Below are 16,289 nucleotides of genomic sequence, written 5' to 3' on the forward strand. Positions count from 1 at the left end.
GTAATAGCCACAAACCGACTTCAGTCAGGGTAAACGATGGCCTCATATGGGCAGCATGGTACAAACGCCCCAACCAAAATAAATCCCACTGGCTATCACAGAAAACAAGTTCGTATTTTCCTAATACGGCATTGAGGTGCTGGCACACATCGACAACCTGAAGCCCTTCTTCGTGCAGCTTCTGGCGCGAGATTTGATGAATTTCCAACTCCGCATGATCATCCCAGTGTTGCCAAGGATCACCTGCCGTTAACGGGTTGATGAGTAGACTGTTCGCAGAACCATCTGGTAGCGAGTATCCCACCTCAATCGGGTAGGATTGTCCGGAAAGACCGGATGCTTCAAAATCCAATGTTGCCCACATTGCACTCTCCCTGATGCGATTATGAGTACTTACCACCAATACCACGACTTCCTGTCAAAAAACTGTATGGTAAGCGATTAAGGCATTTTTATTACCTTACTTAATGGTAATAGCAGATGCCTGTGATGTACTCAATAAATGTAGTAGGAAACATGAGGTTGATGGGGAAAAAACGCAATTTCCTCAATTTTGATACAGTGTTTGAAACGCAAGCCGCCTTATTCTGGCTTGCCCTAACCAAATGGTTTTAAAGCGCAAACGGGTTTGTTCAGGCCAACACATTGAATCACACTCAAGGTATTATTTTTAAGCATTTCAAAATCAAAATGGCACCAGTTATTGGCTTTGCGGGTTACAGTGGCTCAGGCAAAACAACCCTCCTTGAAAACCTCATTCCATTATTAAAATCAAACGGGCTACGAATTGGCTTGGTCAAACACAGCCATCATGATATCGATCCGGACAAGCCCGGCAAAGACAGTTACCGGCTCCGCCATGCAGGGTGTAGCCAAACCTTGCTAGCCACCAAAGCTCGGCACATGCTCTACTTTGAGTACGCGGAGCCTGATCGTGATGAACCTCAGCTTGATGAGTGCCTGTCGCAACTCGACCACAGCAAATTAGACCTAATTCTGGTTGAAGGTTTCCGTGATGAGCCGATTGCCAAAATTGAAGTACACCGTCCAAGTTATGGCAAGCCGCTATTTTATCCTCAAGATAAAAACATTATTGCCTTTGCCAGCGATGAAGCTGCCCCTGAAGGATGCCTACTTCCCTATTTGGATTCAAACACCCCGCAAAGTGTGGCGGATTTCATTGTGCAGTGGCTTCAGGAAGGCTAAACGTTTATTGAACATTCAGATCTTCACAACTATCTTCATTACGATAAAGGGAACAGTGAGCATTTCGAATATTGGGAGCCGGTAATGAAAAACAAGCTATTCGTTTTAATACTTTCTTTAGGTTTAGGGATAAGTTTTCCAACGTTCGCGGATAGTGGCCTCATTACCGTGCAGAGCCCCCATTCTGTCCAAGAAACCGTTGAAAAACTGAAGCAGGTGTTGGATGAAAAAGGCATGACGCTGTTTGCCCATGTCAAGCACAGCCAGTCAGCCAGCGAAGTCGGTGTTACCCTTCGTCCCACTGAGCTACTCATTTTCGGCAACCCCAAAGTCGGCTCTATACTCATGGAGTGCCAACAGACAACAGCAATTGACCTGCCGCAAAAAGCCTTGGTGATGCAAAATAGCGATGACGAGGTTTGGGTTTTATACAACGACCCGGCCTATATCGCCGACCGCCACCACATTGAAGGAAAAGTCGCTAAGTGCGATGCTACAATCGATAAAGTAAGCAAAGCACTGGCAAATATTATGAAGACTGTAACCGAGCCCAAATAGGTATTTCCTTTAGATACAAAGCTCCCCCTCAAATACAAAAACGCCCCTCACCATTTAATGAGGGGCGTTTTGTTTACTAACCAAATTGTGTTGTTTCCAGTGAGGGGTTAGGGAGTTTAAATCGCCCAGCCACCGGCGTAGAAGGCTATCAGCACAATGGCGATGATTACAGTACCGACATTTAGGCGTTTTGCTTCACCTGAAATTACGCGGCCAATAACGAGAGAGCCAAAGCCAAGCATAATACCGGTAACGATGTTACCTGTTAGTACGATAAATACCGCACACACAAGGCCAGATAGCGCATCAACGGAATCAGCCATATCCAACTTGCTAACATTGCTCATCATTAGCAGACCAACGTACATAAGCGCTGGCGCTGTAGCATAAGCTGGCACCAAGTAGCTGATAGGCGATAGGAACAATAGCAGCAAGAACAAGCCACCGACTACTGTTGCAGTCAGGCCAGTTTTACCGCCTGCTGCAGTACCCGCTGCAGATTCAATATATACCGCCGCTGGTGCACCACCGACGAAGCCTGCAAAAATACTACTGACCGAGTCAGAAGTCAGGGCTTTACCGCCATCGATGATCTGACCGTCTTTATCAAGCAGGTTAGCTTGGCCTGCAACTGCGCGGATAGTACCGGTTGCATCGAAGATCGCGGTCATGACCAATGCCAATACACTTGGGATCACGATTGGGTTCAATGCGCCCATAATATCCATGGTGCCTAGTAGCGATTCACCCTCAGCGCCAAACGATGGCATCGCAAATAAGCCCTGGTAAGTCACGTTCGGGTCGAAAATCAAACCGAAGATTGAAATAGCGATAATGACCAATAGGATACCGCCTGGTACGCGGCGCTTTTCAAGGCCGAAGATAGCCGCCAAACCGACGATAGACATGATAACAGGCAGTGATGTAAATTCACCCAGCGCAACAGGTAGGCCTTCATGCGGGTTCTGAACAACCAAACCAACACCGTTAGCGGCGATCAACAGCAAGAACAGGCCGATACCGATACCCGTACCATGGGCAATACCGAATGGAAGGTTGGTAAGTATCCACTGACGTACACCGGTCACGGTAATACCCGTAAACACGACACCCATCAGGAATACCGCACCCAGAGCAACCGGAATGCTGATCCCCTGCCCTAATACCAAACTAAAGGCAGTAAAGGCGGTCAGTGAAATTGCACAGCCAATCGCCATCGGCAGGTTGGCCCATAGGCCCATCAATAGTGAACCGAAAGCGGCTACCAAACAGGTCGCGATAAACACCGCACCTTGGTTGAACCCAGCGGCACCCAGCATACTCGGTACAACGATAACGGAGTAAACCATTGCCAAAAAGGTCGTCAGACCGGCAACGACTTCCTGTTTGACACTACTGCCGCGTTGGGAGATTTTAAAATACCCATCCAACCCGCCTTTACGGGGTGTGTCTTCTGCTACAACTGTAGATTCATGATGAATCGAACTATTTTCAGACATGATGTGATTCCTTGTAAAATTTAGCGTCAGGCTCGCAGCCTGATCACCTTGAAAAACGTTGAGCTTCCTCTCAACCCGCCCCGTCGCAATCGATTGCTTTTTTGGGGCTGTGACTTGTCTGTCACGTTAAAAATGTTGCTGACTTTTATCGACACAACCCCAGTTAACAGAACCCATCATTTTCCTAAAATGGAATATCCCTAGAGTGAAAACCGGGGCTGGGCAAGGTAAATTGGCGGCGATTATACGCTTTGCTCACCCTGCATTGTCAAAAACTTATTTTCCGGCGAAACCGTTTGCGTAAAATTTAACCTCGCTCGTACACTAAGCGACCGTCTACGTAAGTTCGGTAGATGCTTCGGTCGTCACCTAATGTCATCAGCATGAACAGTTTCTCGGCCAAATTTTTCGAGCTGTCGTAGCGAAGTTGCTGCAACGGTGTCGAACATGGGTCGATAATGACAAAGTCAGCCTCTTTACCTACTTCGAAGTTACCGATCAAGTGATCCAACGATAGAGACTTCGCTCCCCCCAAGGTGGCGAGGTAGAACGCTTCGAAAGCTGATAAACGGTGCTGCTGCAACTGCATAACCTTGTAGGCTTCGTTGAGGGTTTGCATCATATTGAAAGTGGTGCCTGCGCCGATATCGGTCCCCATACCCACTTTCACCTTGCGTTTCCAGGCTTCCTGCAACTTGAACAAACCGCTGCCCAGGTAGAGGTTAGAGGTTGGGCAAAACGCTACGGCAGAGTCGGTTTCTTGCAGACAATCCCACTCTTCGTCTTCAAGGTGGATACAGTGGGCAAAGACACTCTTCGAGCCCGTCAAACCATGGTGGTGGTAAACATCAAGGTAACCATCCTGTTCAGGGTAGAGCTCTTTCACCCAAGCGATTTCATTCTTGTTTTCACATAGGTGGGTGTGCACATAGGCATCTGGATACTCTTCCTTGAGCTTTCCTGCCATCGCAAGTTGCTCCGGCGAAGAGGTTGGAGCAAAACGCGGGGTGATGGCATAGAGCAAACGGCCACGCTTGTGCCAACGCTCAATCAATTCTTTGGTTTGGTTGTAACCAATTTCTGGGGTATCGAGCAGGTATTCTGGCGCATTGCGGTCCATCATCACCTTACCGGCAATCATCCGCATGTTTATTTTCTCGGCTTCCTCAAACAGTGCATCGACCGATTCAGGGTGAACTGTACCGAATACCAAGGCAGTAGTGGTACCGTTGCGCAGTAGCTGCTTGATAAAGAAGGTCGACATTTCGCGGGAATAGTCTTTGTCTTTGTACCTGGCTTCCGTCGGGAAGGTGTAGTTATTCAACCATTCCAGCAGTTGCTCACCGTAAGCACCGACCATTTCGGCCTGTGGGTAATGGATATGGGTATCGACAAAACCCGGCATTACAATCTTGCCTGGATAGCTGCGGATGCGTACCGTCGAGGGGATTTTGTCTTTTCCTTCTTCCCATTCGCCGACCCACTCGATACGGCCATTGTCGACCAGCATCAAGCCGTCTTCGATAAAGCGGATGTTCTGCTCTATCTCCTCCGGTTTGTCGACAACCCTTGCGATATCCAAGATTGACGCTCTAATTGCTTTGATAGATTGGGTATATTCCATGATTACCTCTTATCTTTGTGTGCTGGGCGGAGGTAGGGTTCACCGCTTTTCCAGCGTTTATTTTTATAAAAGTCGTTCTGTTGTAGGGCTTAAACTTGCTGCTCGCGTGAATGCATTGCCTCTTCCTCGGCCAATGCCTTTTCACACGCTTCACATTCTTTAATTTGCTCTTTCAGTGCCTCTCGTTTCTCTTTCGCGCTTTCCGCTTCATCGGCACGGTTGATCCCCAAGACAATGTTAAGTCCAAGTGCAACCAGTGAACCGGTGGTGATGCCCGAGCCTAGGATGACGCGCATTGAATCAGGCATATAAGTTAAGATCTCAGGACGGACCGTGACCGCCATACCGGAGGCAACCCCGACGGCGATGATTAGCATATTGCGTTTGGTAAAATTAATTCGTGACAGAATGCCAATCCCTGCAGATATGATCATTGCGAACATCACAAGTCCTGCACCGCCAAGCACCGGTGAAGGAATAGTGACCACAATGCCACCCAGTTTCGGGAACATACCGGCAATCAACATGATCACACCGGTAACGGCTACGACATGGCGGCTAGCCACACCGGTGATCGACACAATACCGACGTTCTGGCTGAATGATGAGAATGGGGTTGCGCCAAATACCGACGCCAGCGCGCTGCCGACACCGTCACACAAGATACCTTTTGATAGTTTCTTACCGGTTAGCTTGGTGTGGGTCGCATCACTCAAGGCAAGGAAGTCACCGGTTGATTCCATGATGGTAACCAGATAGGCAATAGACATCCCTATCACACCACTTACCGTGAAGCTCAAGCCAAACGGCAACAACTCAGGCAACGAGAAAAATTTGGCTTCTTTGACAGGGGTAAAGTCCACCACACTCATAAAAATCGCTACGATATACCCGACCATCATGCCGATGACGATTGCGGCTGCAGAAATCAGCCCCTTGCCTAGTTGCGACAAGACGATAACTACTACCAGCACCAACAAGCCAAGCATCAGGTTATTGATTTGGCCGTAATGCTCCTGCCCGACAAAGCCACCAGCGAACCAGTCGACGGAAACCGGTAAAATAGTCAGGCCAATCAGCACCACCACGGTACCGGATACTACCGGAGGGAACAGTTTGCGGATTTGAGGCATGAAGCGGCTACCGATGATCATCACCAGTGAGCCAATCAAGGATGCGCCGAACACGCCGGAGATCCCCGAGTCCAAGCCGATAGAAATAGAGATGGCAACAAAGGTAAAACTGGTCCCCATTACCACCGGAAGGCGGATCCCAACCGGGCCAACCCCCTTACACTGGATGATGGTTACCACACCCGAGACCATCAGGGCAGCGTTGACCAAAATGACCATTTGATCGGTGGGCAGTCCGATTGCACTACCAACCACCAAGGGCACAGCAATTATCGCCCCCATGGCGGCAAGCATATGTTGAAGAGCTAAGAGAATAGAGGCGCCCACAGGGGGCTTGTCTTCCACGTTGTACAGTAGTTTCATTTCTGTTCCATCCGAAATCTTAATCGATAACCTAGCCAGAAACTCCAGGGCCCTTTACACCAAGCTCAACAGAGCCTGTGCCTGCCTACCCGCTTACTATCTTGACTACCCAGCAATACATTCAGTTACTGGGACAATCGATACCAGCCAAGTCATGACGGCGTAATTGCCAAAACACCAGCCCGGAAAACCGGAGCCGAAAAACAAAACGGCCATTTCCCATCCCCTGGAAATGACCGCTTGCGTATTAGTTACAGCTTATTGAGACCTTGCAAAATCTTCTCAGGGGTGAAGTGCCAGTCACGTAACCAGACACCACATGCATCATGAATTGCATTGGCGATGGCAGGTGCCGCACCGTTAACCCCAATTTCAGATATTGATTTCGCACCGTAAGGGCCAACCGGATCATCGCTTGGTACCAACACCGCTTTGAAGTCGCGAGGAATATCACCGATCTTCGGTGCGCCATAGCTCTTCAGATCGCGGGTCACAGGCACGCCGTTGTCATCGTAAATCAGCTCTTCATACAAGCTGTGGCCGATAGCACGCATGCTGGCACCGTAAATCTGACCAAGCGCCAAATCAGGGTTAACTGGCGTACCGCAGTCAAGCAAGGCATGGAATTTATCCAGACGGATTTCACCGGTACGGGTGTTAACCGCTACTTCGGCGAAGTTGGCACCATAAGGGAAGGCAAACTCAGGTGTAATGAAGCAACCTGAAGCCAGTAACTGCCCCCAACCTGTCCCGCTTTCCGCTTTGTGGGCAATATCGAAATAGCTCACCTCGCCTTTCTTACCTTTTACCAAGCCAGGTGAAACAATCTCGACATCCTCGACTGGCTCTCCGATCATTTCCGCACCGCATTTTAGGATCTTGTCCCGCATCGCTTCGGCTGCACGCTTGGCAGCATTACCCGAGAAGCAAGTACCCGATGAGGCGTAAGCCCCTTTATCAAACGGTGCATGGTCGGTGTCACCGGAGTGGACGGTAATTTCGTCCATCGGGCAGCACAGCACTTCAGCGGTCAGCTTGCTGATCACGGTATCCAAACCGGTACCAATATCGGCACCACCGGAGTGGACAATGAAAGTACCATCAGATGCCATCTTGATACGGCAGTTAGCTTGGTCGATATCCGGAATACCGGATTTCTGCTGGATAATTGCCACACCACGGCCAACTTTCCATTCACCGTCAGCCTGCTTCGGGCTATCCCACTCAATCAGCTTGCGGCCTTCACGTAGGATTGGCTCCAATGCACAGCTATGTACTTTCGGTGCGCTGGTCGGCATCTTACCTTCACCGATAGCCGCTAGGATCTTCAGTTCCTGACCTTCAACGACGCGGTTCTTCTCAACCATATCCAAATGGTCGATACCCAACTCTTCAGCCATTTCGGCCATTGCCATCGTCAGGGCAAAGTTGCCCTTCGGCGCGCCGTAGCCTTGATAAGCCCCGGTAGGACATATATTGGAGTAGTAAGTCGTTACCCTGAAATCGACGTTGTCACATGGGTACAGTGGCAATGACAGAGCCGGACCATTGGAAGGAACAGTCAGTGCGTGGTTACCGTAAGGGCCGGTATTGGCGCGGAAGTCCATATCAATCGCTGTCAGGGTGCCGTCTTTCTTGGCACCGAGTTTCACCGTCACTTTGGCAACGTGGCGGGTTGAATTACAGATAAACTCTTCTTCACGGGTATGGTGGAAGTAAACCGGACGGCCTGTGGTCCAGGTTGCCCAGGCACACACATCCTCAAGCAAAATATCTTGTTTTGAACCGTATCCACCGCCCACACGCTCTTTGACAATATGGACTTTGTTCTGTTTGACTCCCAAGATCTTGGCAACCTGACGGCGCACGTGCCAAGGCACCTGGGTCGAATCGTGCATCACGATACGATCGCCATCCATGTAGCTGTAACAGATATGGGTTTCAACCGGCAGTTGCTGTACCTGCTTAGACTCGTAAGTACGCTCGATAATCACATCTGCTTCAGCAAAGCCTTTATTCAGGTCACCGATATGGCCACGGACGCTGGCGGCAATATTCTTGCGAGGGAAGCAGCCAATCGGGAAGTTTACAATCAGTTTGCCTTCACGTGGGTCGGCATTGCGGTTCTGCTCTTCCAAATCATCCGGTGCACCGACACCGTATTCGATAGGCTCGTTGTGAATAATTGGTGCATTGGCAGCCATTGCGTCGTCAATGCTCATCACAGGCTCAAGCACGTCATACTCAACCTCAATAAGCTTCAACGCCTGCTCGGCAACCTCTACTGACTCGGCGACAACCGCTGCAACACGGTCGCCAACATGGCGCATTTTCTGGCCGAACATACGTCGGTCAAGCGGTGATGGCTCAGGAGCACTCTGGCCACCTGGTGTGTAAGGAATATCAGGGCAGTTTTCATGCGTGATCACCGAAACTATGCCCGGTAGCGCTTCGGCTTTAGACACATCAAGATGTTTGATCCACGCATGGGCATGCGGGCTTCGGAGCACCTTGATCACGCAAGCGTTGGCAGGAATGCGGTCTTCGACATAACACGGCTTGGCCTGAACCATTTTTGCCGAATCAATTTTCGGACAGTTCTTACCGACGACAGCAAGATCATCACGGAATTCTGGCGCAAACTGCTGGGTATAGTCAGGATCGCCCAAGCGTTTCACCGCCAACTCAACTACTTCATAGAACTGCTGGTAACCCGCATCACGGCTGAACAAACCTGATAGCGCGTCATCAATTTCATCACGATTTGGCTGAGGGATGCGCTCAAGCAACTCGGTCAAGATCAACGCCAATGCCGGATCGTTATAACCTGATTGCACCACGCCTACATCGATCATAGCCTGTTGTACCAAGCTCAACTGGTTCCACTCACCGAGGGCTTCGGCGGTTTTTACTTCCGCGCCTTCAAGTTGGGCGGCAATCAATAGTGAAGCATTGATCAGTTCACCATTGAATAGGATCACATCTGATCCGGCAAAGCCCCAGCCATCATCACTGTTGCGCACCGAGTGATAACCCAATGAGTGCAGCAATGTCTGTACGTTTTCACCAAGACGACATTCTAAAGATTGAGGGCGGCCATTTAAGGTAAATTGAATCGTCATGATTATGCTTCCTCTACCAAGTGCTGACATTCAGCCATCAAATCCGTGATTACTACGCCCGCGATATATCGCTTGTACTCCACACTGCCGCGAATATCGGCTTCCGGATAGATCGCATCGGCCACCGCTTGCTCCAAAAGCTCCCCTTTTAGATCCTGTGCTTCTACATCACGCAGGCGAACCGGACGGGCACTGCCGTTATGCAATGGGGAAACACCATCAAGGGCTATCACCTTGTTGCCTTGTTTATCGATAGATACCGCGGCTGTGACTATCGCCAATCCTGCCGAAGAGCGGGCAATGTTGTAACCGATACAAGTAAGGTTCCTGTCTGGGATAATGATGGTAGCGATAAGCTCACGCTCTTCGCTGTTGATGTAGTCTTCTACATCCACTTCCAAGCCGTTTGCCAGTTTCAATTTTGCCCTTAACGCAATCAAGCTAGGCACCAGCAAGGCTTCTGGTTGGCGTGCAGCAATTTCACCGCCCAATGTGGCCTGGTTGCGGACGTGACGGGAATAGATAAAGGCCGCAGATTGTTTCAACGCCACTGGCACCAGTTCGTGGTCAATCAGTTGCTGGATACGACACATCGCACCAATGTGTAGGCTGTCACCTTTCTGCTCAACTTTAGAAAGGTTCAGCTTGCCCAGATAGATAGCAACTGTTTTATCCGTTTTCGTTGGCGCTGCATTGATTTTGGATCCGCCTGCAAACCAGATGGCATCGCTGCCATGCTGCTGCTTGAATTCAAGTGCCTGAGCAGGGGTATCAGGCGTTAGATATTGTTCGATCATGTTAATTGCCTTTTCGCATTCTCATTGTTATTCCTGCATCATGCGTTCGGCCTAGTGGCTTTTACGGAACGTTATTGATGTCTTGAATATCTAAAAGGCAACAAACACGCCAAACTGCTGAAACTGGTCTGCTGAGGCAAAGATTCGTGAGCATAGTCCTAAATTTCAGTAAAAATGAGATCACTGTCGGGACACATGTCACTTTTTCTACACCGGATAAATCCCTAGGTTATCAGGCAGATAATAACGGTTATCACTAAGCGGATAGGTGATATCAAAATAATATCAGGGGGCTATCAAAATGATATGGGTGGGAGTGATAGTGCCGGGGCACATCGTTAGACTGAAACTAATATCGAACATTCTAGGTGGCAAACTATAATTGTACTACATATCAAACTGTCTATAGTTTGGGGCTGTTATGTTTTTTGAAACTAGTCGTGTTCAATCAGTCTTAGTAAGTTGTATCCTATCTTTGATGTTGTTTGGATGTAGTTCATCTGATGAAGATGAAAGTGTTGACGCTGCTGCCAACGAGCCTGTCAATGAAGAAGGGCCAGAAATTACTGCAGTGGCAACAACACAGAGCCTTCTTCCGCCAAAAGGTAAACCCGGTTCTCTTTCTTACCCTATATTTTTATTGGAAAATTTAGACTTCTTTCGAGAAGGCCTCGATTACGAAAACCCGGCTCAATTCACAATGTTTTATAACGGGGGATGGGAGTTTTACGCCGATCGCATCGCTAACTATCGCAACACAAGCGCGGATGAAGGCGTGACATGGGTATTATGGTTGAGGGCTTCATTTCACGGTGAACGCGATTGCAGCGGGCCGATATTGTACGCAGAAAACTACCGCTTATATTCTATTGGCTATAACGTAGATGAAAGAAACATCAAAGTGACAGGCCACGATATCAAATTTCCTCAAAAGGCATCTGAAATACGCTGTATAAGGTATTATCAGGAGTGGACTCGTTAGGATTAAGGCTATTAAAACAGGGATAGAAATAAGAATATTAAAATATAAGGGCAGATTATTTATCTGCCCTTATATTAGCTAACAGGTTTATGCTAGTTGTTTAGAAAAGAACTCAAGTGTACGGCTCCAGGCTAACTCTGCCTCTTTTTCAGCATACCGGCCTGTCGAATCGTTATGGAAGCCATGATTAACACCTTCATAAATATGAGCAGTGTATTCTGCACCAATCTCTTTGAGCTCCTTTTCATACTCCGGCCAAGTTGCATTTACACGCTTATCGATTCCGGCAAAATGTATCAGCAACGGACCTTTGACATTTTTTCTTAAATCTTGGGCTGCAGGGGTACCGTAAAACGGGACGCCCGCATCTAACTGTTCAGGGATAACAGCAGCCAACATATTGACAATATAGCCACCAAAGCAAAAACCTACAGCGCCTAATTTCCCATTGCTTTTTTCATGCGATTTAACGAAGTTCGCTGCCGCGATAAAGTCTTCTTCGATAAGCTCTCTCGATAGAGATTTCTGCATCTCACGACCTTCATCATCATTGCCAGGGTAACCACCTAACGAGAATAGTGCATCCGGTGCAAAAGCAATATAGCCCGCGGCCGCAAGCCTTCGCGCTACATCTTTAATGTATGGATTCAGTCCTCTATTTTCATGAACAACCAATACAACTGGCGCCGTACCTTTCAATTCTCTTGGTACGACGAGGTAACCTTGTCCCTCTCCGTGCCCTTTGGGGGAAGGAAACTTCTCATAGGTTGCCTTGATTGATGGGTCATTGAAAGATACCTGCTCCGCCAGCGCATAATTCGGAATTAGCGCAGAAGTTAATGTCGTCATGGTAAACCCAAGCACGGCCAGTCCTGAGAGCCTTGACAAAAACTCCCTTCGATCAATTAAACCATGGGCATACTCGTCATACCAATCAAACGCTTCTTGTGGAATAGGTCTTGTTGATGTTGATACAGACTCGGTATTTTGCTTCATAACTTTCCTTGTTCTCATCAATTTTCAGTTTTCGCTTATCCAATGACCATGCTGTATAGCCTTAATATCAGCGCTCCATAGTTTGACTCAATAACTATAGTAGAAATCTCAACCACTTTGAACGATCACTCAAAAATAAATTAAAATTAAATTTATAAGTAATAAAGCGCTATAGCGATAGGGCTTCAACTAACTACTCCTCAATTCTATATAGCTTTATTGACAATACTATTTTTCCATTTCTGTTTATAAAGCGATCCTTATACCAAGTTAATACATTTAAAAAGCAAAGCCATTGATATAAAACCATCTACAGGCAAAATATCGCTTTCAATATATTCAACAGCAATTACTCTATTAATCATATGGTTAATAGCATTAACTTCATTAATAAGAAGATAAATACAATGAAGAAATTACTACTTACTTTGTTATTGCCTTTCGCAACATACGCTACAGATACAATCGCTTCAGATACAGCAACATCTAACCAACTTACCCCCGAGGCTATTACTTCATATCAGGTCAGCAGTGTTCAGGCTAAGCAAACATATACCTATGTTCGCTGCTGGTACCGCCCACATTATAATCATGACGACCCTGCAACGACTTGGGAGTGGGCGCTGGACGAGAACGGTGACTATTTCACCCTTGACGGTTATTGGTGGTCATCGCTGTCATTTAAAAATATGTTCTATACCAATGCCAGCCATGAGGAAATAACCGAGCGCTGCAAGGCGACACTCGGCGTTGACCATGAAACGACTGATATGAGTTACTATGCCGCAGATAACCGGATGTCTTATAACCATTCTATTTGGTTCAATGATCCCGCTTTCCAGCCGAGTACCATCAACAAAATGGTTGCCTTTGGTGACAGCCTATCCGATACCGGTAATATGTTTAACGCTTCACAGTGGCTATTCCCCAACCCCAACTCTTGGTTCTTGGGCCGTTTCTCCAATGGGTTAGTCTGGACAGAGTATCTGGCTCGTAACAAAAATATCCCGCTATATAACTGGGCAGTCGGTGGCGCGGCAGGAACCAATCAATATGTCGCCCTCACGGGTGTGACCGAACAGGTAACGTCTTACCTGACGTATATGAAAATGGCGCAAAACTATCAGCCAAGCCGTACCTTGTTTACCCTGGAGTTTGGCCTGAACGACTTCATGAACTACAACCGCGAAGTCTCTGAAGTCAAAGCAGACTTCAGCAGCGCGCTTGTACGCCTGACTGATGCTGGAGCGCAAAATATCATGCTGTTTACCCTTCCGGATGCCACCAAGGCCCCGCAATTTAAATACTCAACCCAGCAAGAGATTGAAAAGGTCCGGGCTAAAATCCAACTATTCAACGTCTATATCCGCGAACAGGCCCAGTTCTATCAAGACAAAGGAACTAACGTCACTCTGGTCGATGCCGCGCAGATGTTTGAAGAGCTAACTTCTGAGCCAACAGCCCATGGCTTTGAAAACGCCAAAGATGCTTGTCTCAACATCAACCGAAGCAGCGCAATGGATTATCTCTACAGCCACAGTTTGACGAATGACTGCGCTTATCATGGCTCTGGCAAGTATGTGTTCTGGGGGGTCACCCACCCAACCACCGCAACGCACAAATACATCGCTGACAAGATCCTAGCTGGGGTTATCAATCAGTACGATTTTTAACTTCGGTTTTCAATACGAATGTAAACTAGAAGTTAGCTATCTAAATGACAACTCAAAAGCCACCCTCTAAAGAAGGTGGCTTTGCATTAGCCTTAACTTTTTCTGCTTTTCACGTACTTCTATTTGGCCGCGAGAAACTCTTTTGCCTGCTGCAACCGCATCCTATCGGCATCGCCTTCTCCGGCGACATCAATCAGCATTTGATAATATTGCCCAGCCTTGTCTTTATCTCCAGCCATCTCCGCTGAACGGGCTGCTCCATAGAGGCTGTTAAATCGATTCTTGCTTCGGATCAAGGCTACGACATATTCATCCAATGCTTGTTGATACATTTCCATTTCCCAAAGCATATCGGCCAGCAACTCTCTAGCCGGGATGATTTCGCCTGGTGTCACAGGATGTTTTTCAGTAGTAGCCTCTAGATCAGCAGCACTTTGCATGGTCTGCAATGCCTGTTCACGCTCGCCTTGGTGGAACTGATGCCAGGCCAATGCAGACAGGCGCTGAATTTCAACCTGTTTGGCCCAATAGGCCGAGTTCTCTTCGGCTTGAGCCTTAAGTTCACCCAGCCTTTTCAGCGCTTTCTCTGCACCTTGCTTATCTCCGGTTCGGGCAGCCCCAAGTGCATTGGCGAAATGAGTAATCGCCTCCATAGCGGGATAATTATCCCATGGATAACTGCTGGGCATTTTCGGTACTAGCTCTGCTGCTGCGGACCATTGCTGTCTTTCCAGTGCATATCGAGCCGGTACAGCGGCCAACGTATAGGCCGAAGCAACATGCGGTTGAATCGGTGCGTCGAGTCCTTGAATTGTTTCTACCACTTCCAGCGCTTTCGCATCCTGTGCCTGTTGCAGGTATGAATATGCCAAGTAATCAAAAGCATGGAGGTAATGGAGAGAGAGCATATCGCCAGCAGGATGATTCTTGGCAGCTTCGGCAGAACGAATATTCATGGTGATTGATTCTGGCCATAAGCCAAGCCGGGTAAAAATATGCGTTGGCATGTGCAAAGCATGAGGAATCGACGGGGCAATATCACCGTAACTGCGAGCCACATCCAGTGCTTTTGGGGCCAGCTCGGGATAATCATAGGCATGGATTATATAGTGATGCCCTCCCGGATGTTCAGGGACCTTTTCCAAAACAGTGGCTGCGGTTTCACCCGCCTTCTTCTGTATTACATAGCTTTTATCATCCGGTGAAGCCGTCGCCAAATGGGCCAACGCATAGAAAGCGGTAGCTTCAGGATCATCCGGAAACGCATCCATCACTTTCTTCCAGCCTTGCTCGAAAGCGCTGAGGTTAGCAGCTTCTTTGGTATTTCGACCCTGAGCATAGTAACTGTCAACCGCCGCAATATAGGCAAGCTCCCGCGGCGTTTTCTCTCCTTTGCTTGCAGCTAATTCAAGCATTGCTTGGCCTTTGGCAAATTCATCTTCATCAGGTGGATCAGACCAAAGAGGATGTATCATTGACATTGCCACTCCCCAATAGGCCATGGCGCAATCAGGATCACTTTTGATGACTTCTTCGAACGTTGCCTGCGCACCAACGTAGGTCATGTGATGCAACAAAGCGAGCCCTTTTTCTAACTTGGGCTGGCTATTCGAATTGCAAGAGGTAGGGAATTGAACGGCGCCAAGTTTGTCCTTGTCACCGGAGTGGTTTGCCGCATGAGCACTCTGGCCAAGGAATGCTGAGCTGATAAATATGGCCGCCGTCAATCGCAGGCCATGCCGACTATTCATACTCATATTCTTACTCCAGAACATAGGTAGCTGGGTGTACCTAAGCTTGATTGAAGAAAGTATAGGTAAAAACCTGCTCGGCGATGCCCTAAAGGACAAGGTTAGAATTAACGGGCTTAACAAGCTACACGTAAAGCAATCTTGGGTATAACAAGCTCGCTGCCAGTTACAATGGCTATGCCCGCCATTCGAATCCGTGTTCTGTCTTTATCGGTCACTTGGTGTTTTAGCGAACCGGATATGCCTGGGCTTTTGGGGTAGATCACTCGTATTCAGTGACACGTTTCGGGACAGAAACGAGTCAGTGATTTTGCTAAATTAGCATTTGAAGGATTACCTCAGGTATAGCAAAGCCTCAAATATTTAAAGACTTAATGAACACTCTCGAGATGGGATTTAGATAGAGTTCACAAAGGCCCGAATTCAACTTACGCCAACGTTGGCAACGCCCTGTTTAGACAGAGCTTTGTTGTATTCATAGGTTAGCTCGGGTATAGCACTCAGGTACTTCCACAAGCGAACTCTTTTCAAGACAAGTCGGGCATCTACTACTTTCAACGTCCAATTATCAAAGAGTTCAACCAG

The 16,289-nt window shown here is 48.0% G+C and carries 12 protein-coding genes; 4 read left to right on the forward strand and 8 right to left on the reverse strand.

Annotated elements, in window-relative coordinates:
* Window positions 1-364, reverse strand: a 364-nt coding sequence (locus tag BIZ37_RS16760; protein WP_187462448.1) for a hypothetical protein, incomplete at its 3' end; no start/stop codon positions are given.
* Window positions 365-690: 326 nt separating this feature from the next.
* Between BIZ37_RS16760 and mobB the strand changes: the two genes are divergently transcribed.
* Both mobB and BIZ37_RS16770 read left to right on the forward strand, forming a co-directional pair.
* Window positions 691-1,206 carry a molybdopterin-guanine dinucleotide biosynthesis protein B gene (gene mobB, locus BIZ37_RS16765; protein WP_187462449.1) on the forward strand — a complete coding sequence of 172 codons (516 nt, stop codon included), beginning with the start codon at window positions 691-693 and terminating at the stop codon, window positions 1,204-1,206.
* An 84-nt stretch (window positions 1,207-1,290) separates the two neighbouring features.
* Window positions 1,291-1,764, forward strand: coding sequence for a DUF302 domain-containing protein (locus BIZ37_RS16770; protein ID WP_187462450.1), 474 nt, complete (start codon window positions 1,291-1,293; stop codon window positions 1,762-1,764).
* A 116-nt stretch (window positions 1,765-1,880) separates the two neighbouring features.
* On the opposite strand, the gene BIZ37_RS16775 is transcribed toward BIZ37_RS16770, so the two are convergent.
* From BIZ37_RS16775 to ygfM, 5 genes are all read right to left on the reverse strand, one after another.
* Window positions 1,881-3,263: an NCS2 family permease gene (locus BIZ37_RS16775; protein WP_187462451.1), complete on the reverse strand. Its 1,383-nt coding sequence runs from the start codon at window positions 3,261-3,263 to the stop codon at window positions 1,881-1,883.
* Window positions 3,264-3,570: 307 nt separating this feature from the next.
* Window positions 3,571-4,887: a guanine deaminase gene (gene guaD, locus BIZ37_RS16780; RefSeq protein WP_187462452.1), complete on the reverse strand. Its 1,317-nt coding sequence runs from the start codon at window positions 4,885-4,887 to the stop codon at window positions 3,571-3,573.
* An 89-nt stretch (window positions 4,888-4,976) separates the two neighbouring features.
* Window positions 4,977-6,383: a nucleobase:cation symporter-2 family protein gene (locus BIZ37_RS16785; protein ID WP_187462453.1), complete on the reverse strand. Its 1,407-nt coding sequence runs from the start codon at window positions 6,381-6,383 to the stop codon at window positions 4,977-4,979.
* Between the two features lie 251 nt (window positions 6,384-6,634).
* The gene (locus BIZ37_RS16790; protein ID WP_187462454.1) at window positions 6,635-9,505 is read right to left on the reverse strand and encodes a molybdopterin-dependent oxidoreductase Mo/Fe-S-binding subunit; all 2,871 of its coding nucleotides are present in this window, start codon (window positions 9,503-9,505) and stop codon (window positions 6,635-6,637) included.
* A 2-nt stretch (window positions 9,506-9,507) separates the two neighbouring features.
* Window positions 9,508-10,302: a molybdopterin-dependent oxidoreductase FAD-binding subunit gene (ygfM, locus tag BIZ37_RS16795; protein ID WP_187462455.1), complete on the reverse strand. Its 795-nt coding sequence runs from the start codon at window positions 10,300-10,302 to the stop codon at window positions 9,508-9,510.
* A 421-nt stretch (window positions 10,303-10,723) separates the two neighbouring features.
* Here ygfM and BIZ37_RS16800 point away from each other — a divergent pair, with 421 nt between their 5' ends.
* Window positions 10,724-11,284 carry a hypothetical protein gene (locus BIZ37_RS16800; RefSeq protein ID WP_187462456.1) on the forward strand — a complete coding sequence of 187 codons (561 nt, stop codon included), beginning with the start codon at window positions 10,724-10,726 and terminating at the stop codon, window positions 11,282-11,284.
* A gap of 87 nt (window positions 11,285-11,371) precedes the next feature.
* On the opposite strand, the gene BIZ37_RS16805 is transcribed toward BIZ37_RS16800, so the two are convergent.
* Window positions 11,372-12,280 (reverse strand): dienelactone hydrolase family protein, encoded by a 909-nt coding sequence (locus tag BIZ37_RS16805; RefSeq protein WP_187462457.1) that lies wholly within the window; start codon window positions 12,278-12,280, stop codon window positions 11,372-11,374.
* Window positions 12,281-12,687: 407 nt separating this feature from the next.
* Here BIZ37_RS16805 and BIZ37_RS16810 point away from each other — a divergent pair, with 407 nt between their 5' ends.
* Window positions 12,688-13,953 carry an SGNH/GDSL hydrolase family protein gene (locus BIZ37_RS16810; RefSeq protein ID WP_187462458.1) on the forward strand — a complete coding sequence of 422 codons (1,266 nt, stop codon included), beginning with the start codon at window positions 12,688-12,690 and terminating at the stop codon, window positions 13,951-13,953.
* 119 nt (window positions 13,954-14,072) lie between these two features.
* On the opposite strand, the gene BIZ37_RS16815 is transcribed toward BIZ37_RS16810, so the two are convergent.
* Complete coding sequence (locus BIZ37_RS16815) at window positions 14,073-15,710, reverse strand: hypothetical protein (RefSeq protein WP_222939708.1); 1,638 nt, start codon at window positions 15,708-15,710, stop codon at window positions 14,073-14,075.
* Window positions 15,711-16,289: the final 579 nt, after the last annotated feature.

This window comes from Photobacterium sp. BZF1, assembly GCF_014349205.1.
GTDB lineage: Bacteria > Pseudomonadota > Gammaproteobacteria > Enterobacterales > Vibrionaceae > Photobacterium.

Bases quoted from the DNA above. Each gene is read 5' to 3' on its own strand.
- mobB (WP_187462449.1), top strand. From the start codon at position 691: ATGGCACCAGTTATTGGCTTTGCGGGTTACAGTGGCTCAGGCAAAACA.
- BIZ37_RS16770 (WP_187462450.1), top strand. From the start codon at position 1,291: ATGAAAAACAAGCTATTCGTTTTAATACTTTCTTTAGGTTTAGGGATA.
- BIZ37_RS16775 (WP_187462451.1), bottom strand. From the start codon at position 3,263: ATGTCTGAAAATAGTTCGATTCATCATGAATCTACAGTTGTAGCAGAA.
- guaD (WP_187462452.1), bottom strand. From the start codon at position 4,887: ATGGAATATACCCAATCTATCAAAGCAATTAGAGCGTCAATCTTGGAT.
- BIZ37_RS16785 (WP_187462453.1), bottom strand. From the start codon at position 6,383: ATGAAACTACTGTACAACGTGGAAGACAAGCCCCCTGTGGGCGCCTCT.
- BIZ37_RS16790 (WP_187462454.1), bottom strand. From the start codon at position 9,505: ATGACGATTCAATTTACCTTAAATGGCCGCCCTCAATCTTTAGAATGT.
- ygfM (WP_187462455.1), bottom strand. From the start codon at position 10,302: ATGATCGAACAATATCTAACGCCTGATACCCCTGCTCAGGCACTTGAA.
- BIZ37_RS16800 (WP_187462456.1), top strand. From the start codon at position 10,724: ATGTTTTTTGAAACTAGTCGTGTTCAATCAGTCTTAGTAAGTTGTATC.
- BIZ37_RS16805 (WP_187462457.1), bottom strand. From the start codon at position 12,280: ATGAAGCAAAATACCGAGTCTGTATCAACATCAACAAGACCTATTCCA.
- BIZ37_RS16810 (WP_187462458.1), top strand. From the start codon at position 12,688: ATGAAGAAATTACTACTTACTTTGTTATTGCCTTTCGCAACATACGCT.
- BIZ37_RS16815 (WP_222939708.1), bottom strand. From the start codon at position 15,710: ATGAGTATGAATAGTCGGCATGGCCTGCGATTGACGGCGGCCATATTT.